This is a genomic window from Flavobacterium ustbae (assembly GCF_003946915.1).
Lineage (GTDB): Bacteria > Bacteroidota > Bacteroidia > Flavobacteriales > Flavobacteriaceae > Flavobacterium > Flavobacterium ustbae.
On record NZ_RPOC01000001.1, the window covers coordinates 293494 to 314405 of the forward strand.

At 34.3% G+C, this 20912-nt stretch carries 16 protein-coding genes; 6 read left to right on the forward strand and 10 right to left on the reverse strand.

All coding sequences use genetic code 11. The annotated features are described in order from the left end of the window. Positions 1 to 60 precede the first annotated feature (60 nt). The 4 genes from EG814_RS01300 to EG814_RS01315 form a co-directional block, all read right to left on the reverse strand. Entirely contained in the window at positions 61 to 2547 is a 2487-nt protein-coding gene (locus EG814_RS01300; RefSeq protein WP_125718121.1) for a glycoside hydrolase family 2 TIM barrel-domain containing protein, read from the reverse strand. Between the two features lie 136 nt (positions 2548 to 2683). Beyond that, a complete protein-coding gene (locus EG814_RS01305) occupies positions 2684 to 3550 on the reverse strand; it encodes a hypothetical protein (protein ID WP_235830884.1) in 867 nt (288 codons plus the stop codon). An 18-nt stretch (positions 3551 to 3568) separates the two neighbouring features. Next, the gene (locus EG814_RS01310) at positions 3569 to 5149 is read right to left on the reverse strand and encodes a RagB/SusD family nutrient uptake outer membrane protein (RefSeq protein WP_125718126.1); all 1581 of its coding nucleotides are present in this window, start codon (positions 5147 to 5149) and stop codon (positions 3569 to 3571) included. A 12-nt stretch (positions 5150 to 5161) separates the two neighbouring features. After that, positions 5162 to 8251 (reverse strand): SusC/RagA family TonB-linked outer membrane protein, encoded by a 3090-nt coding sequence (locus tag EG814_RS01315; protein WP_125718127.1) that lies wholly within the window; start codon positions 8249 to 8251, stop codon positions 5162 to 5164. 621 nt (positions 8252 to 8872) lie between these two features. Here EG814_RS01315 and EG814_RS01320 point away from each other — a divergent pair. From EG814_RS01320 to EG814_RS01340, 5 genes are all read left to right on the forward strand, one after another. Next, complete coding sequence (locus tag EG814_RS01320) at positions 8873 to 9589, forward strand: NUDIX hydrolase (protein WP_125718129.1); 717 nt, start codon at positions 8873 to 8875, stop codon at positions 9587 to 9589. Between the two features lie 23 nt (positions 9590 to 9612). Beyond that, on the forward strand, positions 9613 to 10314 hold the full coding sequence (locus EG814_RS01325; RefSeq protein ID WP_125718131.1) for an NUDIX hydrolase: 702 nt from the start codon (positions 9613 to 9615) through the stop codon (positions 10312 to 10314). A 165-nt stretch (positions 10315 to 10479) separates the two neighbouring features. Further along, positions 10480 to 12276 (forward strand): translation elongation factor 4, encoded by a 1797-nt coding sequence (gene lepA / locus EG814_RS01330; protein WP_125718133.1) that lies wholly within the window; start codon positions 10480 to 10482, stop codon positions 12274 to 12276. 232 nt (positions 12277 to 12508) lie between these two features. Then, the gene (locus tag EG814_RS01335) at positions 12509 to 13123 is read left to right on the forward strand and encodes an outer membrane beta-barrel protein (RefSeq protein WP_125718135.1); all 615 of its coding nucleotides are present in this window, start codon (positions 12509 to 12511) and stop codon (positions 13121 to 13123) included. A gap of 117 nt (positions 13124 to 13240) precedes the next feature. After that, entirely contained in the window at positions 13241 to 14200 is a 960-nt protein-coding gene (locus tag EG814_RS01340) for a helix-turn-helix transcriptional regulator (RefSeq protein WP_125718137.1), read from the forward strand. Positions 14201 to 14240: 40 nt separating this feature from the next. Here the strand turns inward: EG814_RS01340 and EG814_RS01345 are convergent, their stop codons facing one another. Together EG814_RS01345 and EG814_RS01350 are read right to left on the reverse strand one after the other, a co-directional pair. After that, positions 14241 to 14738 carry a DinB family protein gene (locus EG814_RS01345; protein WP_125718139.1) on the reverse strand — a complete coding sequence of 166 codons (498 nt, stop codon included), beginning with the start codon at positions 14736 to 14738 and terminating at the stop codon, positions 14241 to 14243. A gap of 30 nt (positions 14739 to 14768) precedes the next feature. Continuing rightward, entirely contained in the window at positions 14769 to 15251 is a 483-nt protein-coding gene (locus EG814_RS01350; RefSeq protein WP_125718141.1) for a DinB family protein, read from the reverse strand. A gap of 310 nt (positions 15252 to 15561) precedes the next feature. On the opposite strand from EG814_RS01350, the gene thiL reads away from it, so the two are divergent. Further along, entirely contained in the window at positions 15562 to 16608 is a 1047-nt protein-coding gene (gene thiL / locus EG814_RS01355; protein WP_125718143.1) for a thiamine-phosphate kinase, read from the forward strand. A gap of 86 nt (positions 16609 to 16694) precedes the next feature. On the opposite strand, the gene EG814_RS01360 is transcribed toward thiL, so the two are convergent. From EG814_RS01360 to EG814_RS01375, 4 genes are all read right to left on the reverse strand, one after another. Then, entirely contained in the window at positions 16695 to 17393 is a 699-nt protein-coding gene (locus tag EG814_RS01360; RefSeq protein WP_125718145.1) for a response regulator, read from the reverse strand. Next, on the reverse strand, positions 17383 to 19434 hold the full coding sequence (locus tag EG814_RS01365) for a tetratricopeptide repeat-containing sensor histidine kinase (RefSeq protein ID WP_235830885.1): 2052 nt from the start codon (positions 19432 to 19434) through the stop codon (positions 17383 to 17385). The genes EG814_RS01360 and EG814_RS01365 overlap by 11 nt, the downstream gene beginning before the upstream one ends. Before the next feature lie 93 nt (positions 19435 to 19527). Then, positions 19528 to 19773 carry a hypothetical protein gene (locus EG814_RS01370; RefSeq protein ID WP_125718149.1) on the reverse strand — a complete coding sequence of 82 codons (246 nt, stop codon included), beginning with the start codon at positions 19771 to 19773 and terminating at the stop codon, positions 19528 to 19530. A 175-nt stretch (positions 19774 to 19948) separates the two neighbouring features. Beyond that, positions 19949 to 20758 carry a LytR/AlgR family response regulator transcription factor gene (locus EG814_RS01375; RefSeq protein WP_125718151.1) on the reverse strand — a complete coding sequence of 270 codons (810 nt, stop codon included), beginning with the start codon at positions 20756 to 20758 and terminating at the stop codon, positions 19949 to 19951. Between the last annotated feature and the right edge of the window lie 154 nt (positions 20759 to 20912).

Sequence of the window (20912 nt, forward strand, 5' to 3'; positions counted from 1 at the left end):
TATCACAAATTTAATTCGTGGAAATTGGTGTAATTCATGGCTATATTTTTTAAATACTTATTATTCTGCTGTAATTACAATTGACGCTTGTTTTAATCCGTTTGCTTTTGCGGTTAATTCTAATCTTCCCGTTTTTTTAGAAGATTGAATTATTACCAAACATTTTCCTGCCAAAGCCGTATGTTTTGTTCCTTTATAAGGTTCGTGACTTACTGGATCACCGCTGCAAACGCCTACAATTTTTCCATCTCCTTTTAAAGAGAAATTAATTTCGTTATTGGCATTTGGTGCTAAAATTCCTTTATCATCTAAAATATCTACGGTTACAAAAGACAAATCATTTCCGTTGGCTTTTATTGAACTTCTGTCGGCAGTTAATTTTAATTGCGAAGGATTTCCAGCAGTTTTAATTTCTTTTTCTAAAACTACTTTTCCGCCTTTGCGAGAAATGGCTTTTAAGGTTCCTGCTTCAAAAGGAATTCTCCACATTACGTGTAAATCGTCTCCTTTCTTAGCTCTTTTTCCAACTGATTTTCCGTTTACAAAAAGTTCCACTTCATCGGCATTATTGTAATATGCCCAAACGTCAACCGTTTGTCCGACTTTCCAGTTCCAATGTGGGAAAATATGAAGAACATCTTTTGTTGTCCATTCACTTTGGTACATATAATACACGTCTTTCGGGAAACCGGCTAAATCTACGATTCCGAAATAGGAACTCACCGATGGCCATTCGTATGGAGTTGGTTCTCCTATATAATCGAAACCTGTCCAAACATACATTCCTGCTAAGAAATCGTGTTTTTTAATGATTTTCCAAGTCGCCTCGTGCGTAGAACCCCAAGGTGTTTGCACTTGATCGTAAGCTGAAACAGTATTTCCTGGATTTCCTTCTGTAAATTTAAGATCCCAACGAACAGGCCATTTTTTAATCGTGTCTGAAACGGCATCATAATACCCTCTTGTCTGTAAACCCGAAGTTGTTTCGGTTGCAATGAAAGGCGTATTTGGGAAATTTTTCAAATGATGTTCAAAGGTTTGATGCGCATAATTGTAGCCAATCAAATCTAAAACACCTGACCCTGCAAGCGGATTAATAGAAACATCTTTTTTCTCAAATTGTAAAGTCACCGCATCAATATTCATATTTACCGGCGGATTCATTCCTGCAGTAAGTGGACGGGTTTTATCGTACTCGCGAGTGATGGCAGCCAATTCTTTTGCAATTTCAACTCCCGTTTGGCTCCATTGTTCTGGAATTTCATTTCCAATACTCCACATAAAAATACTGGCGTGATTTCTATCTCGTAATAATTGGTCTATAAGATCTTGTTTGTGCCATTTGTCCCAATCGTTTCCGTAATCATATTTGGTTTTAGTCTGCTTCCACATATCAAATGCTTCATCCATAACAATGAAACCCATTTTGTCGCAAAGTTCTAAAAGTTCTGTTGCAGGCGGATTGTGCGAAGTTCTGATTCCGTTTACGCCCATTTCTTTCAGGATTTCTAACTGACGTTCGATAGCACGCGTGTTAATTGCAGATCCCAACGGACCTAAATCGTGGTGCATACAAACACCTTTTATTTTGACTTGTTTTCCATTCAAAATAAAACCTTTGTTCAAATCGAATTTAAAATCTCTAATTCCGAAAGTGGTTTTGTATTGATCGATTATTTTATCGTCAAGCGAAATTTCGGTAACTGCTGTATATAATTCTGGTTTTTCATCAGACCATAAAGCAGGATTTTCTACCTCAGCGGTTTGATTTAAAACCTGATTTTCGCCAGCATTGATTGTTATATCTTGAGTAACCGATGTTACTTTTGTATCTTCTTTAAAAATAGTGGTTGTTACAGTTGCTTTTTTGCCTTCTTTATATTGATTTTTAATCGTTGTTTCAATACTTAACGAAGCTTTTTCAGCAGTAACTTTTGGAGTTGTAATATAGGCTCCCCAAAGTCCAACATGGAGTTTATCTGTAGTTTCGATCCAAACATTTCTAAAAATTCCTGAACCTGAATACCAGCGTGAATTGGGTTGTTTTGAATTGTCAACCTTAACAATGATTTCGTTGTTTTTGTCTCCGTAATTTAAATATTTCGAGATTTCATATTGAAAACCGATATATCCGTTTGGACGTTTCCCTAAATAATGTCCGTTTACCCAAACCTCACTGTTTCTGTAAACGCCATCAAAAGTTATGGAAGTTATTTTTGTGCTGTCTGCTGCAGCGACTTTAAATGTTTTTTTGTACCAGCCTAAACCTCCGTTAAGCGATCCTCCGCCATAACCAGCAGGACTTTTTTCGTCAAATTTTCCTTCGATACTCCAATCGTGCGGAACATCTAAAGTTCTCCATTTTGTTGAGGCTCCAATAGTGTCTTTATCAACAATACTGTCATTAAGATGAAAGCTCCAATCAGCATTAAAAGAAACTTTTCGGTTTATAAATGCATCTTCTTTTTTAGTACAGGAATTCAAGAAAAAGATTCCCATCGCGATTGCCCATAAACTTCTATTTTTTATGTTTTTTCTAATATGCATAGGTACTTTTTGTTTTTTGGAATTTGAAGATAGAAATAAAAAATGATTTCATTAATTTCTTCATAAAATAATTTAAGTCTCAGTCTTAAAGCACGTTACTAACATGTTTAAAACTGAGACTTCAAAACTAACTAACTTAAGATTTTGGAACTAAGTGATAAATCAAATAATCATTATCGGCTCTAATAGCGATAAAACATAAGCTTGTATCAGTCAATTCAACAATTTTTACGTTGGTAAAACTAAATGAAGGGCTAAAGTAGCTTGGTTCGTTTGGATGAAGCATTTCTGTTCCTCCATTGAAAGATATTCTGTCGTTTGTCTCTCCGTTAGTAAGGCTAAAATTGAATGTTCCTACTTTGGTTGTTTTTTGTGTGCTTCCTAAAGTTGGATTGGTTTGTGTTACCGAAACATTGTAACCTCCATCAAGATCAAATGTAATTTCTCCCCAATCTTTATTTTCAAGACCCGCCCAAGAAATATCTGTTAAGTTTGGCCACCATCCTGGACCACTTACAGCTCTGTTCACATAACTTGGTGTATTTCCAATAAATTCTAAAGGTGCAGTCATATACAATACCCAAGTTTTTCCAGCTTGTCCGTTTGTCAATTTGCTCCATCTTGGATCGCTAAAGAAAGCATTATCATTTTCTGGAACATCTACAGTTACTGGCGCAGCTTCTACAGAACCTCCTCTAACAAATGCCGTGTAAAAAACGGTATATTTTCCAGCAAATGGGAAATTAATAACATCATTACTTTTATTTGAGTGTCCAAGTTCGTTTCCGCTTCCGTCAATATACCTCCAAAAAGGAATTACGGTTGGATCTTCACTCTTTAAAACTACTTCATTCTTTTTTGTATTTTGAGTTATAGAAAACTCAAGAGTTTCTGGAGTCTGTGTTACTGCTGGCAAACTTTCACGGTCTTCTGCAGGCTCACATGAGAATAAAAACGAACTGATTGTTACAGCCGCTAATACTATATATAATATACGTTTCATAATCAATTTGTTTTAGTGTTAATTCCAACCTGGATTTTGCTGAATAGTATTGTTTGAAAGTACAATCTGAGATTGTGGCAATGCAAACCATCCTAGAGTTTCTGGTCTAAAGCTTACAGCAAATTGAGAATCTCCAGTATTGTTATCAATTGCAGCTTTCATAGCTGGCATTCCTTGTCTGATTAAGTCAAAATAACGTAGTCCTTCAAGAGCCAATTCTAAACGACGCTCTTCCATAATAGCTGCTTTAGTTACAGGGATTCTGTGAGTTGTATTTTTGAAAGCACGATCACGAACTCTGTCCAAATTTGTTTGTGCTACTGCATCATTAGTACCCAAATTCAATTCAGCTGCCATTAATAAAACATCTGCAAAACGAATAATTGCATAATCTTGGTAGTTATCAATTTGGAAGTTTCCTCCATTTGCCTCAACAACTGCTGTTCCTGCTTCATTTGTAATTGGGCAATATTTTTTCCAAGAATATCCTGTGTACTGACGCTGTTCTCTCGCCTGAGCATCAAAATTTAAACCTTCGCCGGCGTAATTAATAAACGAAGCTGCTTTTCTAGTATCGGCGTTATCATAAGCGGCAACCAACTTAGGGTTTACAGTTGCTCCACCCCATCCTGTTGCATATCTTCCGATTGCTCCACCACGCGGTGCAATATTCACTTGGAAACGGTTTCCTTCGTGAAGATCCCAGTTTCCTTTTCCTGAACCATTAAAACGAACAGCCCAAACCATTTCTGTATTATCTTCTCCAGCAAAATTTTCGAAAGAAGCTGCTAACCAAAGATTAGCAAAATCAGCAACTAAACCGTGACCACTATTGTTTACAGCATCATTAATATAAGTTACCGCTTGTGCTTTTGTAATGACACCTGCTAAATCTGGTTTGCTATAAGCTCCTGTGTAGAACAAAAACGTTCTAGCTAAATAAGCCTCTGCAGCCCATTTTGTGATACGTCCGTAATTTGCGTTTCCTGCTTGAGAATAATTCTCTGGCCCTAGATTATCTGCAGCAAATTTTAAATCGTTTGCAATTAAGGCATAGGTTACTTCAGGAGCTTGTCTTGGCAATTCGAACTCACTTGTTGTTACTGTATGATCTAGCGGAATAATATCTCCAAACATTTTTGCAGCCTGAAAATGAAAGTGTGCTCTTAAGAAACGTGCTTCAGCTTCGTAACGAGTTTTCAAAGCTGTGTCTGAACCCCAGTTTACATTATTTAGATTTTCTAACAAAACATTCGCTCTGTAAATTCCAAGATAAGAATTGGTCCATGTTGGAGCATTCATATCTTTATCTGTAGTATACTGAAAGCGATCCCATTGCAAATCTACTGTTGGATCTGCAAGACCAAATCCGCCGAAACAGTTGTCAGATGCCTGCTCGCTTACGATCAATTGTGTACCATAAGCTTCTCTCTGCAATATGTCATAAACTGCAACCAAACCTTCAAAAGCATCAGATGGAGTTTTATAAAAATTCTCTGTTACTTTATCTGTGTATGGTTCGTTTTCTAAAAAATCCTCCGAACAAGAACCTAAAACAAGTAAGCTTGAAAGGGCAAATAATTTTATATATGTTTTCATCGTTTTCAAAATTTAAAAGTTAACATTCAGACCCATTAAATAGGTTCTTGGCTGCGGGTAATATCCAACGTCAATTCCTTTAGCCCAAGATTGATTTACGTTTCCGAAACCAATTTCTGGATCCATTCCTTTGTATTTAGTGAATGTATAAATGTTATTTCCTGCCACATACAATCTGAATTTACTGAAGAAACTAAGTTTTGTTGTCAGTTTCGTTAAATCACATCCGATTGTAGCATTTTTGATTCTGAAGAAATCTGAATCTTGAACATACAAATCTGAGAATTTAGTGTAATTTCCGTTATCATCAGTTCCGTAAGTAACTCTAGGAATTCTGTTTGAAGTACCTTCACTTGTCCATCTGTTTAACACGTCTGTAGTGTTGTTTGTGTAAGCACGAGTGTAATCGTGAATTCCGAAAACGTTTTGTCCTCCAGCAATACCGTAAGTATTAATAGAAAAATCAAAAGCTTTGTATGATAATTCTAAATTAACACCATACGTAATATCTGGATTTGGGTCACCAATTTGCGCCTTATCGTTTGCATCGATTTTTCCGTCTCCATTTAAGTCTACGAAACGCACATCACCTGGCATTGCATTTGGCTGAACACCTGCAGCAACCTCAGTAGCATTTTGGAAAATTCCATCCGTTTTCAATCCGTAGAAATAACCCATTGGCCTTCCAACCTCAACACGGTTCATTTCGTCTAAACCTTGAAATAATACGTTTGATTCACCATGAATAATTCCTTCGTTGTTTGCAATTCTCAACACTTCATTTTGGTTGCGAGAAAGGTTTGCATTTACTGCAAAATTCCAGTCTTTTCCAAAACGTGTACGGTAAGATAAACCGATTTCAAAACCTTTGTTGCTTACGTCTCCACCATTAATGTAAGGTGCAGTTGCTCCAGCATAAGTAGGGATAGAGGCCAATACTAACCAATCTTTAGTTTTCTTGTCGTAGTAATCAAAAGTTAAAGTAAAGTTGTTAAACAATGTAGCATCAAAACCTAAGTCTAACTGCTCAGAAGTTTCCCATTTTAAGTTACGGTTTGCTAATTGGTCTGGGCTTGATCCTACTAATAATGTTTCGTCGCCAGTTCCAAAATGATATGTTTTATCTGCAGAATTTACTACAGACATATAAGCAAATCTTCTTGCAAATTGGTCATTACCATTTTGTCCCCAACTTGCTCTTAATTTGAATGTATTTAAAACTTTATTTTCTTTGAAGAAAGCTTCTTTATCTAAGTTCCAACCCGCAGAGAACGATGGGAAAATAGCATATTTATTATTTGGACCAAATTCTGATGAACCGTCACGACGAACTGTTGCAGAGAATAAATATTTATTGTCGTAATCGTACAATAAACGTCCGAAGTAAGATTGGATCGCATAATCTCTACGATTTCCTTTTACCACATTAGATGTTGGATCTTTCGCATTATCTAAATAAGCGTGAGCAAAATCATCAAAAATCAAGTTTCTTCCTTGACCTTCCATATAATCAGAAGTATTCTTTTTTGCAGAAGTACCTGCCAATAGATCAAAATTATGAGAACCTGCAATATCAAATTTGTATTGAAGTGTATTTTCAAAAATCCATCCTAAAGATTTTGTACTACTTTGCGTTACGCTAGAAACCGTATTATTATCGTTTGAAGAAAGAGAATAAACTGGTCTAAAAGCACGGTAGTTACTATCTGTCATATCAACACCATAACTTGTTCTGAATGTAAAGTTTTTTGCAAATTTCAATTCCGCAAAAATATTACCTACATAACGATTCGTTTTAGTTTGGTTGAAGTTATTGTAATATAAAGAACCAACTGGGTTAGTCACGTCATTTGAAACAACTGAACGTGCAAAATCTCCATTTTCGTCATAAGCCTGATCAATTGGAGCAGCGTTTAAGAAACTTCTAATCGCGTTACCATAAATACCATCATCTGCAACACCGCTAGATTTGATGTTTGATAATGTAAAGTTCTCACCAATTTTCAAGAATCCTTTAATAACTTCCGAAGTAGAGTTTACCGAGAAAGTAATACGATCATATGAAGACTGGTTAGTAGATCCTCCAATCATACCATCTTGTCCGTAGTAAGACAAACCAGTTGCAATTGTAGATTTTTCGTCACCTCCTGTAATCAAAAGCGAATGATTTTGTTTCATTGCTCCTTCATAAAACAAATCTTTTTGCCAGTCATTATTTGGAAATCCTGCAATCTGCTCTTTTGTATATAAAGGCGCATATCCAGAATTTACACGGGCTTCATTTATTATTGTTGTATATTCCTGCGTATTCATCAAATCCAATTTTTTAGCGATTTGCTGAAAACCAGTATAAGAATTGAAAGACACATTCATTTTTCCATCTTTTCCTTTTTTGGTAGTAACCAAGATAACACCATTTGCTGCTCTTGCACCATAGATAGAAGCTGCCGAAGCATCTTTTAAAACGTCAACCCTTTCAATAACAGATGGATCAAGGTATCCGATTCCGTTATCTACTACTACTCCGTCTACCACATAAAGAGGATCACTGTTTCCAGCTGTACCTGCTCCACGAATGTTTACCACCATATTCGCTCCAGGCTGACCAGAAGATGATGTAACAGAAACTCCAGAAGCTTGACCTTGTAAGGCATTTACAACATCAAGAGAGGCTACTTGCTGAATGTCTTTTCCAGACACCAAAGAAGTTGCAGCGGTATTAACTTTCTTCTTTTGAGTACCGTAACCAATTACAACAATTTCTTTAAGTTCTGAAGTTTCTGGACTCAAAACTACATTAACTGTTTTTTGAGTTCCCACGGTAATATTTTGTGATTTGAAACCCACAAAAGTGATTACTAAAACATCTCCTGTTTTAGCCTCCACTTTATATTTTCCATCAAAATCGGTAACGGTACTCGATTTTGTTCCCTGTACTTGTACAGTTGCTCCGGGAACTCCAAATCCGTCTTCGGAAGAGGTGATTGTCCCACTTACAGTTTTAGATTCTTGTGCAAATCCAAACTGCATCATAAATACGCTAAGCAGCACTGCCATAAAATACGACAGCTTTGTTTTTTTAATACAATTTTTGCTTTTCATAATAAGAATTGATTAAGTTTAAGTTATAGTTAGTGTTTTTTTACCCTAAAAGAAATCCGGAAAACTTCCCAAGCAGTTCATGCCAAAAATGAGGGCCTGAATCTCATTTCTAACATTTAGTACTTGCTGACTATGAGCAGATGTTTTAAACATCAAAACCAATTTTTGCGGCAGAATTCAACGATGGTAATCTCATTAAATAGCTATCAAAATCAATTTTCAAAAAAACATTTGTGGTAAGTTTAAGTTAAGTTGTAGCTTTGCTCTTTTTTACTTATAGTCAATTTGAATTTATCTTATGGTAAATTTGACTACAAGTGTAAAACAAATTTTCTATATTAACAAAATATTAGGGTTATTTTTTTTCGATTCTGATTAATTCTAACGCATTTTTATTAATGTTGTAAAATCTAAACAGGAATCGAAATAAAAAATATTGAAAAATCAACGTTTTATAAAATTGACAGTCAGTAGTTTAAGAATATCTTATAATTGCACGGTTTTTTGAAGCATTTTTAAATAGCTGATTATCATATTTTTATTTCGTTAAAAAAAATATAAAGCCTTCAAAAAGGCTAATACTAATTTTATTTATTTAATTTGTCAAAATTTATCTCATATATGGTTGAAAATGTAGAAGACAAAACTGCCCAAAAAAATGAAAACAGCGCGATGAATGCGATCACGATTGACTGTGTCATTTTTGGTTTTGATAAAGGCAGTCTTGAAGTACTTTTAGTGCAGCATGCCGAAGGTATCAGCAAAGGGAAATGGGGACTTCCAGGTGGATGGATTTATAAAAAAGAAAGCACAGACAATGCTGCTCATCGTTTATTGAACGAACTTACCGGTCTTGACAATATTTATTTGGAACAGCTGAAAGCATTTGGAGATCCAGATCGTTTTCCGCTGCGACGCGTTATCACAATTGGATATTATGCTCTTGTAAAAAGAGAAGATTATAACATTAAAGCTGGTTTTACCGCCTCGGATGCGAAATGGTATAAAATAAATAACATTCCAAATTTGATTTATGATCACAATGAGATTCTAGATTACAGTTTAAAACATCTTAGAAATAAAGTTCGTCAAACGCCAATTGGATTTAATCTGCTTCCTGAAAAATTCACTTTATTGCAACTAATGCGACTTTATGAAGAAATTTTAGGAATCGAAATGGACAAACCAAACTTTAGAAGAAAAATTCTGCACATGAAACTTCTGGACGCATTAGACGAAAAACAACAAGATGTATCGCACAGAGCAGCTCAATTGTACAAGTTTGATCCAGAAATCTATAAAAAATTAACTGAAAAAGGATTCAATTTTGAATTCTAATTTAATAATACGACAATAATAAATTGACTGAAATAATTACTAATCATCATAAGCCAGCTGTTGACGGAATAACGATTGACTGTGTTTTCTTCGGATTTAACAAAGAGAGTCTTGAAGTTCTCTTGGTCCAGCACGCTCAAGGCGAAAGTAAAGGCAAATGGGGATTGCTTGGCGGATGGCTTCAAATAGATGAAAGTGCCGATAATGCCGCACAGCGAATTTTGCAGGAACTGACGGGACTTGAAGATATTTATCTGGAACAGTTAAAAGCATTTACTAATCCGCAGCGTGTTTTAGAAAGACGTGTTGTTACTATTGGTTATTACACACTGGTTAATCGTGAAGATTATAATATTAAAGCGAGTTTAAAAGTTATTGAAGCAAAATGGTATAAAATCAACGAAATTCCTGAACTGATTTTTGACCATAACGAAATTTTAGATTTCAGTTTATTGCAGTTAAGAAACCGCGTGCGTCAAGCGCCAATTGGTTTTAATCTTTTGCCAGAAAAATTTACTTTATTGCAGTTAATGCACTTATACGAAGAAATTTTAGGGATCGAATTGGATAAATCAAATTTCAGAAGAAAAGTGCTTCACATGAAACTGCTTACCGCATTAGACGAAAAGCAAAAAGATGTATCGCACAGAGCGGCCAAACTTTACAAATTTGACCCCGAAATGTACAAGAAATTAACAGAAAAAGGATTCAATTTTGAATTTTAATGCCATTTTTGATTCTTTCCGCTCAACTATCCTGCAACTAGATTCCAGAATCCAAAACTTTGCGCTATCTTTGCGCCTTAATATCATGCTTTAAAGCAATTGCTTAAAGCTATTTTTACACCCAAAAAATACTTAAAACTCGTTTAAGAGAACTGATATATAAAAATGAAGAAGATACGTAATTTTTGCATTATTGCACACATTGACCACGGTAAAAGTACATTAGCAGACAGGCTTTTGGGTGCTACACAAACCGTTACAGCCCGTGAGGAAAAAGCACAATTGCTTGACAACATGGACTTGGAGCGCGAGCGTGGAATTACCATTAAGAGTCATGCCATTCAGATGGAATACAAATACAAAGGCGAAGAATATATCTTAAACTTAATTGATACTCCTGGACACGTTGACTTTTCATACGAAGTTTCAAGATCTATCGCTGCCTGCGAAGGAGCATTATTAATTGTTGATGCCGCACAAAGTATTCAGGCACAAACGATTTCAAACTTATATTTAGCTCTTGAAAACGACTTAGAAATTATTCCAGTTTTAAATAAAGTCGATTTACCAAGTGCAAATCCAGAAGAAGTTAGTGATGATATTATCGATTTACTTGGATGTAAATTAGAAGATATTATACATGCCTCTGGAAAAACTGGTTTTGGTGTTGAGAACATTCTTGCTGCCATTATCGAAAAAATTCCACCTCCAAAAGGAAATCCAGAAGAGCCGTTGCAAGCTTTGATTTTTGATTCAGTTTACAATCCATTCCGTGGAATTGAGGTTATCTTTAGAGTTGTAAACGGAGAAATTAAAAAAGGTCAGAAAATTAAATTCATGGCTACAGATAACGAATATTTTGCAGACGAAATTGGAACTTTAAAATTAAATCAGGTTCCTAAAAATGTAGTTTCTGCAGGAGATGTTGGTTACTTAATTTCTGGAATTAAAGAGGCCCGCGAAGTAAAAGTGGGTGATACAATTACCGATGCAAAAGTACCAACAACCAATATGATTACTGGTTTTGAGGATGTAAAACCAATGGTATTTGCCGGAATTTATCCTGTTGACACAGAAGATTATGAAGACTTACGTTCTTCTATGGAGAAATTACAATTGAACGATGCTTCGTTAGTTTTTGCTCCAGAAAGTTCTGCCGCTTTAGGTTTCGGTTTCCGTTGCGGATTCTTAGGAATGCTTCACATGGAGATTATCCAAGAACGTTTAGAGCGTGAGTTCGATATGACGGTAATTACAACCGTACCTAACGTTTCGTATTTGGCTTACACTAAGAAACATCCAGAAACGGCATTAGTTGTAAATAATCCATCAGATTTACCAGAGCCTTCAAAACTAGATAGAGTTGAAGAGCCTTTTATTAAAGCTACCATCATTACAAAAGCCGATTTCGTTGGAAACGTAATGAGTTTATGTATAGAAAAACGTGGTTTAATTACCAACCAAACTTATTTAACAACAGAACGTGTTGAATTAAACTTCGACATGCCTTTGGCGGAAATTGTATTCGATTTTTACGACCGTTTAAAAACCGTTTCTAAAGGTTATGCTTCTTTCGATTATTCACCAATCGGAATGCGTACTTCTAAACTAGTTAAATTAGACGTTCTTTTAAACGCTCAAACAGTTGATGCACTTTCTGCATTGATTCACGAAGACAACGCTTATAACATCGGTAAAAAAATGACCGAGAAATTACGTGAGTTAATTCCGAGACAGCAATTTGATATTCCGATTCAGGCGGCAATTGGTGCAAAAATTATCGCTCGTGAAACAATTAAAGCACTTCGTAAAGACGTTACCGCAAAATGTTACGGAGGAGATATTTCGCGTAAGCGTAAACTTTTGGAAAAACAGAAAAAAGGTAAAAAACGTATGCGTCAGGTAGGAAACGTAGAGATTCCGCAAGAGGCATTTATGGCTGTTTTGAAATTGAATGATTAATTCTTTTTTTTAGAAAATAGAGGAAAGAACATAGAATATAGAGGAACCCAATGACGAAAGTTGTTGGGTTTTTTGTTATTCTAGCACGATAAATTACAAAGACAAAACCTACAAATTTATCCAAATTTTAACTTGAAAGATTCAATATTAACGCGTTCGACTAAACTTTAAGGCTTTTAAAAGCAGGTATTGTATTTTTAATCTTACAAACAATTTAAAAATATGTAAGATTATGAAAACCAAATTATCAGTTATTTTAGCACTTTTCACTTTTTGTTTCGCAAGTGCTCAAGACAATCAAGCTGAAGCTGAAATGAATTCAGCAAAAGGAATTACGTTTCAACAAGGAGATATGATTCTTGAAGGTGCAATTTCAATAAGCACTGGTGGTGATACAGACAGCTATGCTGTAAGTCCATCTTTTGGCTACTTCTTAAATGACAAATTTGCGGTTGGAGCAAAAGTATCATTTGGAAGTAATGAAGTAGAAGCTACTGATATTAAAACAAATGTTTTTGGGGTAGGTGCTTTTGCACGTTATTACTTCTTAGAATTAGATCAAAAACGTCTTAAAACATTTGCTGAAGTAGGTCTGGGATACGGAAGAAACAGAGTTGAAGGACCTCTTACCGACGACACTACAAATAGTGTTACTGCCGACATTAATGTAGGCTTAAACTATTTTGTTACAAAAAACATTGCTGTAACTTTTAAACTAGCAGATATATTGTCATACAACAGTGTTTCTCCAGAAGATGGCCCATCGTCTGATACTTTTAACTTAAATATTAATTTATTTAAAAATATTTTTGACCAGCCAACATTTGGTCTATTGTATAGATTTTAATTTGCTTTTTGCAACTCATCTATAAAAGCTGTTTCAATTTGGAACAGCTTTTTTATTTATTTAAAATTTAACCTTTGTAACTTTGAGCCTCTAACCTTTGAACCTAAAAAGTAGAAAATGCTCGACGAAACACCAAAACGATTTGACCGTATTGTTGCCATACTTATTCAATTACAATCTAAGAAAATTGTAAAAGCACAGGAATTGGCAGATCGTTTTGAGTGCAGTTTAAGAACCATTTACAGAGACATAAGAACTCTTGAAGCATCGGGCGTTCCTATTTATAGTGAAGCTGGAGTTGGTTATGCTTTAATGGAAGGCTATAGACTTCCGCCAGTTATGTTTACGCGCGAAGAAGTGAGCAGTTTTATTGCAGCCGAAAAACTGATGCAGAAATTTACCGATCCTTCTTTAGGAACACATTATGCATCGGCTATGTACAAACTGAAATCGGTTTTAAGAAGTAACGATAAAGATTATCTTTCCAACATCGAATCTAGAATTGTAATGCAGGACGGAGAACCAATGTTTAGTAACAATTCACCAAATACTTTGGCAGTTTTGTTTGAAAGTATTGCGGAGAAAAAACAGATTCTCTTAACGTATAAAACTTTTGATAAGGAAGAAACCACCCAGCGAAATATAGAACCTGTCGGCGTTTTTCATGATCATAATAGCTGGTATTTTTTAGGATATTGCCACCTCAGAAAAGATTACCGCCAGTTTAGAACCGATAGAATTTTGGAACTCAAAAAAACAGAACTTGATTTTACCATCGAGCACGATTCTTTGGAAACTTATTTAACCAAAACCGAAACGATTCCGACAACAAAGGTTCGAATTTTGGTTCAAAAAAAAATCGCACGATATCTAGTTACCGAAAGGAAGTACCACGGATTTATTTCTCAAAAAGAAGTAGGCGACGAGATCGAAATGACGTTTATGTCTAGCAGCCTAGAAGATGGTTTTCCGCGTTGGTTCTTAATGTTTGGTGATTATGCTAAAATTCTTGAACCCGAATCTCTCAAAACAAGAGTTTTAGAATTATTAGAAATCAACAAAAAAAGGCTTTTATAAAAAAAACTCCTGAGAGAAAATCTTCAGGAGTTTTTTTAGTTTATTGCTGTTTGACAACATTATAAAAATTATAATCGGTGTTTGTGGCATCTGTAATGCCAATATTTCTGCCCATTGTTACAATTTGCCCACGATGATAAGTACCATGATTGATAACTTGGATTAAATATTCAGAGATAGGCAACTCACATTCAAACCACGGGTTTATAATTTCTACTTCTTTCACTAAATCTTCTTCTGACAATGAATTAATAAGATGTTTCAATTTTGTAGATGAATGTAATAATCCAGCAAATATTTCTTCTTTTGACAATTCGCTCTCTGCTTTTTTTTCTGATAACGAAGACTCGGAAATGATAGAAAACCAATATTCTTCAGTAGACCAGATATGATCGAGTGTTTTCATAATTGTAGAAAAACTTGAAGGCATTTCTGTATAAAGCAGTTCATCTGATTTAGTCGAAAGCCAATTCACAAATTGCTGATTTACCCATAGATTATAATCTGCATAATTGGACATTATTCTTTTTAAACTCATAGTCGTAATTTTAATTTTAGTTAAATAAAATTATGGTCTTTCCCAGAAAAATGGAGGCTCAATGTTTAAAGCTCTTAAATATACATATGCTTGTCCGCGATGATGCACTTCATTATCAACAAAATACAAAATATTATGGATAATAGGAAATTCGTACTGACCAAATAAATTAAAAGTTTCACTAAAATCCTCAATAGACAATTTTTCCCAGTATTCGTTTATTTCTTCTGTAGCTTGATCCCATTTTTCAAGATATTGCGCTTTAAAAATTAACTTTTCCTCCCCTTCTGTATATGGCTTACTGTCGCGATTTACAATTCCTTTCAATGCAGGAGCCGCAATTGCTAAAAGTTCGTCAACTAGTTTTGCAAAAGGTCTCATTCCTCCAATCGAAAATTCGAAGAAATCTTTTTCTGGAAAAGCTTCAATGACACGACGGGTTAAAGCTCTGTGACCTTGCCAATGTTTCAATAAATCTTCTGGTGTAATAACTTGTGCTGCTAATGTTTTCATGGTTTTAAAGTTTAAATATTTTTAATACTTCAAAAGTAAAATGGGCTGGTGACAACAGTTTGTCAGCAGCAAAAAAATATTTTAAAATTATTTTTCCTACCAATAAAACAATATGAAAATACTGTGCGCAGACGTTATACAGACTGTGTATAAACGGCACGGACATACGGGGCGTAGACGCACTGCAGTGCGTCTCTACAGATATACATGACGTTTATAAAATCTCAGGACCTTAGAAACTTAAAAACTTAGAAGCTTTAAAAAAATCCTTTGTACCTTTGCACCTTAATAACTTTGGAACTTAACAGAAATGATTGAAGATAAAAATCAGCAGAGAACTAGCATTGCACAGTTGGGCGAATTCGGTTTAATTGAACATTTAACCAAAAACTTTGATGTCACTCAAGAATCTACTTTAAAAAGTATTGGTGACGATGCAGCCGTTCTTGATTTTAAAGACAAAAAAGTAGTGGTCTCGACCGATTTACTTATTGAAGGAGTTCACTTTGATTTGGCTTACATGCCTTTAAAGCATTTAGGTTACAAAGCAGTCGTAGTAAATGTTTCTGACATTTGCGCGATGAATGCCAAACCGACTCAAATTACCGTTTCGGTTGCGGTTTCAAATCGTTTTCCGCTAGAAGCTTTAGAAGAATTGTTTGCAGGAATTACGCTTGCCGCGAAAGAATACAAAGTTGACGTTATTGGAGGCGATACAACCTCTTCTCAAAAAGGATTAATCATCAGCATTACTGCAATTGGCGAAGCTGATGAAAATGAATTGGTTTACAGAAACGGCGCACAAAAAACTGATTTATTGGTTGTAACTGGAGATCTTGGTGCCGCTTATATGGGATTACAGGTTTTGGAACGCGAGAAACAAGTTTTCCAGGTTAATCCAAACAATCAGCCAGATTTAGATCCGTATACTTATTTGGTAGAACGCCAATTGAAACCTGAGGCTCGAAAAGATGTTCGCACTTTACTTCATGCGTTAGAAATAAAACCAACCGCAATGATCGATATTTCAGACGGATTATCTTCTGAAATTATGCATATCTGCAAACAGTCTAAAGTGGGCTGTAATTTATATGAAGATAAATTGCCTTTAGATCCGCAGTTTATTTCTACTTGCGAAGAATTTAATATCGACAGCACCACAGTTGCTATTAATGGCGGTGAAGATTACGAACTTTTATTTACCATTGACATTAATGATTTTGACAAAATAAAAGGGAATCCGAATTTCTCTGTTATAGGTCATATGGCAGAAGAAAACGAAGGAATACATCTTGTAACCCGCGCCAATACAAAAATTGCCTTAAAAGCGCGCGGATGGGATGCTTTGAGTGAATAAAATAAAAGAAATTCCAAAATAAAAAAAATCCAAATTCCAATTGTAGATTGCATTGGAATTTGGAATTTTTTATTTGAAATTTATCTTTAAAAAAGCCCTTTACTTTTCGCTTCTTTTACCAAATCCTGATCTGAATCATTTTTGATTTTTAGGAGTTCTTTCAAGTGTTTTTTTCGTTTTTCGATGGCGTTTAAAGAGATCGGAATATTTTGTAGCATTTCATCAATTGAAGATCTTTTTTCTAAATGAATCAAAATCTGTTTATCATACTGATCAATTTCAATTGCATTATGAGTGGTTTGATTTAGCATTTTTACAACCGACTGGCTGTAATATTTTTCGTTTTTTATCACTCTATCAAAAGCTAAAAGCAATTCGTCAAAAGTAAGATCATTTTTAATAATCAATCCGTTTGGCTGAATTGTCCTGATAATGGTTTTAATTTTCAGCAATTCGGTATACATCGTCAAGAGAATAATTTTGCAAGAAGGCATTTTTTTTAAAAGCAGTCTAGCCAAATCTTCACCCGAAAAAATCTCTTTTTCTTCATAAGGCGGCATACTGATATCCAAAAATGCAATATCAAAACGAGTGCTGTTATTGTTTTCTATTATATCATAACCAGATTTGCAATCATGAGCTTGAGAAATTGAAAACTCATATTGTTTTGTATTATAGCGAGTTATCGCATTTTTATACCCTTCAATAATAAACGGATGGTCGTCTACTATTAAAATATTCTTTTTAATTAATGGTGGAACGGAGGCTGTTAGGTCAAAGGTCATTATGTAAGTTATTATTGGGGTCTATTGGTATTTTTATAATAAGGATTGTTCCTTCTCCTTTGGCAGATTTTATCGTAACTGTACCCTTACATTCTTTAGCGCGATATTCTATATTATGCAGACCAATTCCGTTTTTAGTCTTGCTGGTATTGAATCCAATTCCGTCATCTTCGATCGTCAAAACCAAATTATTTCCTTTTTTTTGAAACTGCACTTTAATAATGTCTGCCTTCGCATATTTATTACAGTTCTGAAGTCCTTCTTGTACAATTCTATAGAGATTGATTTTTTCAATATTGCTTATCAAGTCCCATTTAATTTCTGGATCAAAGGTTGTAATCAGTTTCGAACTATATGTATTCCTTTGATCTTCAAATAGTTTATTCAAAATCGAAACAAAATTATTAATTAATTCTGATTTTTCTCTATTTAAATCATGCGAAATTTCTCGAATATCCTGCTCTACATTTTTGAGTTCGTTGAGGTATTTTTTTCTTTTAGAGGCTGCTTCCGCTTCATCTAATTTATCCAAACTATCCAAACTTATTCTAATACCAAACATTCGTCCTAAAACCCCATCATGCAATTCTTGTGCAACTTTTTTCTTTTCTTTAATTCTCGTAAGCTCAATTTCATTCTGCTGTGAAATCATCAAATTGTAGATGTCTTCGTTTGCAATCTGCTGCTGCTGTTTAAAAAGAAGTTCGCGATTTCTAGCCTGCTGCGTTTTGTAAACATAAAAAAACAGCCCGAGCAATGTACAAATACTAAATACATAAACCAAGGTTTTATTTTTTTCCTGAAGATTAGAGTTTTGATCTTTTATTTCGTTGGTTTCGTATTCAATTCTAGAGAATTTTTCACCCATGTTACGCTCTGCTTTGAGCATTTTATCATTTAACCGAATATATTCTTTAGAATACAGCGAGGCATTTTTGTGATCAACAATTGCAATTTGTTTTAAAGCTCCTAATGTATTATTAATTTTTTCAGAGGAACGGGAAACTATTAAAGCCTGCTTAGCCAACTGAATTGCTTTTGCAGTATCTTTTTTGAAAGCATAATATTCAGATAACCGAATTTTATTGGATATTGTTGCGGTTTTTAAGCCCAGACTGTCCCGAATTTTTAAAGATCTGTAAAAATCATCAGGAAGTCCTTTCATATTACCTGCTTTAAATTTAGCGTAGGCTAAATTATCTAATAACATTGCATATAGATATGTTTTTTCTTTAAATAAATTCTTTTCTCTTAGTCCTCTTTCAAAATAGGAAATCGCTTTTTGGTAGTCATTTTTATTTATATATACAAAACCTATGTTATTTAAAGATGTCGCCTTTAGTTGAAGATCTATTGGAATAGATTTATCATTTAGGGTTGCAAGGGCTTTACTTTGATATTCTAAAGCTTTATTAAATTCTTCTTTTTCATGGTACAGAATCCCTAGAAGATTATAACAATCATAAAGCTTATCATTGACATTTTTTTCATGATTTAATATCTCTAAAGCTTTAAAAACAGCTATTTCACTTTCGAAAAAAGCACCTTCATTAAATTGTAATGTAGCTTTGCTAATTAAGATTTTAGCAAGATTAAGGTCGTCATTAATTTGTGTATATATTTTTTGGGCTTTAAAATAATTTCTATAAGCACTGTCAGAAACCATTTTATAGGTGTAATAATCTCCTAAATACGAATATGCCTTGGCTATACTTACCGAATCTTTTGCTTTTAATGATCGTTCTAAAAGTAATTCTGACACGTCATGATAAGATTTAAAATCGCTCATGTTGTAGTATCGATTTGCAACTTTAAAAAGATTAACCCGGTTAATCGAGTCATTTTGTTGATTGATGACAATTGAAAATGCTTTTTTTGCATTTTCCTGCTTCAATTCATATTTTAAATTGAGATCATTAGCCAATGCCAGATAGACAGGTAAACTATCTTGTGGAGAGGAGAGTTCTTCTGAAGTCTTTTTCTTGCTGCAGGCAAAAACAAACAACAATATAAATATTACTATTTGGTAATTTCTTTTCAATAGAAGTGCGAATTTTACCAAAAATAATAAAACTACGGACATAAAAAAAGGCTGTCAAAATTTGACAGCCTATATTTTTATTTTCTTAACTAGTTAATCTAATTTTCTATTTGCCCCTAAAGATTGATTTACAGTAGAAAAATCAGCTAGATTATTTGTAATTTCTAATGTGCTTTCTGTACCGTGAAAGTCTTGTTTTCTTGGACGATTAGGATCTGAACCTCCTGGAGGAATAATACCTGCTTCTTCTTTTGAAATATTTGAGGTTGTTGGATTAGCAAAAGAAGTTGCAACCATTACTAGTGAGAATAATCCGAATGTTAAAGCTGTTTTTTTCATGATCTGAGGATTTAATGTTTGTTTAATTTTTTGGAGGCGACTCGCTGTTTGTTTGCGAATCTGGGTGTAAAACTAACACTGTGATCAAAAAAAATTTATACGAAAAATTGAGTTTATGGTAGATCGTACCCAATTGATAGTCAATGGGTAGCAAATGAATGTAATCGTCTAGTTTTTAGACTTCTAGGTAATTTCCTGCGGCAAAATCGGCAATAATCTGCTCCACATTTGATCTGTAAGTTTTAGAAAAAGGAATCTTTTTTGTGGAGTTTTTTATGTAACATATTGAGTTTCCGCTATGAATTCTTGAAATGTAATTTCGATTTATTACATAACTGTTATGAATTCGGATAAAAGGATACGTCAAAACACTTTCAAAATGCTTTAACGTTTTAAATGCCGTAATCATTTCGCCTGTATTCAAATAAATATCTGTAGAGTTATTATCGGCTTGAAAATAGCAGATATCTTCAGCATTTAAGTACCGATAATCTCCATACGATTTTATGCAGATCGTTAAAGGTTTTTGTATTTCTTGGGGAATTATTCTTGGCTCGACAATAACAGAAGCAGGTTCTTCTATAAAGGACGTTATGTGAGCTTGTAAATTGGCTTTATTAAACTTTAAAATGGTTTTTAAGAGATCGTTTGCTATAACTGGTTTTAAAAGATAATCAAAAACGCCATATTGAATAGCATCAAAAGCTTTATCTTTTTCTTTGGTCGTTACAATAATTTTGGGAATCTGCTGTAAAAAACGATGAAGTTCGCTAATAAAAGCCAAAGACAAATGACTGGTTAGATTTTCGGGCTCAATCTCCAAAAACACCAAATCTGGCTGATGCTCTAAAACAAGATCTAAACCGTCCTGAAAATTTGATGCCGATGCCGTAAAAGATAATTCTGAAAAGCCTGAAGCGGTTGTTTGGGTTTTCAAAATACTCTCAGCGTCATCATCAATTATAATATACGAATACTTTTTCAATTTAGGCTTTGTTGGTTTTCTCACTACGCAATCATAATCAAAAAATAGTTTTTAATGAATGTTAAGGCAGAAAAAATTTGATCTTGGTGGTAATATAAAATTTAAAAATACAGATTTAAATATTTCAAACCTCTCATTGTTAACACATTAAATA

Bases quoted from the DNA above. Each gene is read 5' to 3' on its own strand.
- EG814_RS01300 (WP_125718121.1), bottom strand. From the start codon at position 2,547: ATGCATATTAGAAAAAACATAAAAAATAGAAGTTTATGGGCAATCGCG.
- EG814_RS01305 (WP_235830884.1), bottom strand. From the start codon at position 3,550: ATGAAACGTATATTATATATAGTATTAGCGGCTGTAACAATCAGTTCG.
- EG814_RS01310 (WP_125718126.1), bottom strand. From the start codon at position 5,149: ATGAAAACATATATAAAATTATTTGCCCTTTCAAGCTTACTTGTTTTA.
- EG814_RS01315 (WP_125718127.1), bottom strand. From the start codon at position 8,251: ATGAAAAGCAAAAATTGTATTAAAAAAACAAAGCTGTCGTATTTTATG.
- EG814_RS01320 (WP_125718129.1), top strand. From the start codon at position 8,873: ATGGTTGAAAATGTAGAAGACAAAACTGCCCAAAAAAATGAAAACAGC.
- lepA (WP_125718133.1), top strand. From the start codon at position 10,480: ATGAAGAAGATACGTAATTTTTGCATTATTGCACACATTGACCACGGT.
- EG814_RS01335 (WP_125718135.1), top strand. From the start codon at position 12,509: ATGAAAACCAAATTATCAGTTATTTTAGCACTTTTCACTTTTTGTTTC.
- EG814_RS01340 (WP_125718137.1), top strand. From the start codon at position 13,241: ATGCTCGACGAAACACCAAAACGATTTGACCGTATTGTTGCCATACTT.
- EG814_RS01345 (WP_125718139.1), bottom strand. From the start codon at position 14,738: ATGAGTTTAAAAAGAATAATGTCCAATTATGCAGATTATAATCTATGG.
- EG814_RS01350 (WP_125718141.1), bottom strand. From the start codon at position 15,251: ATGAAAACATTAGCAGCACAAGTTATTACACCAGAAGATTTATTGAAA.
- thiL (WP_125718143.1), top strand. From the start codon at position 15,562: ATGATTGAAGATAAAAATCAGCAGAGAACTAGCATTGCACAGTTGGGC.
- EG814_RS01360 (WP_125718145.1), bottom strand. From the start codon at position 17,393: ATGACCTTTGACCTAACAGCCTCCGTTCCACCATTAATTAAAAAGAAT.
- EG814_RS01370 (WP_125718149.1), bottom strand. From the start codon at position 19,773: ATGAAAAAAACAGCTTTAACATTCGGATTATTCTCACTAGTAATGGTT.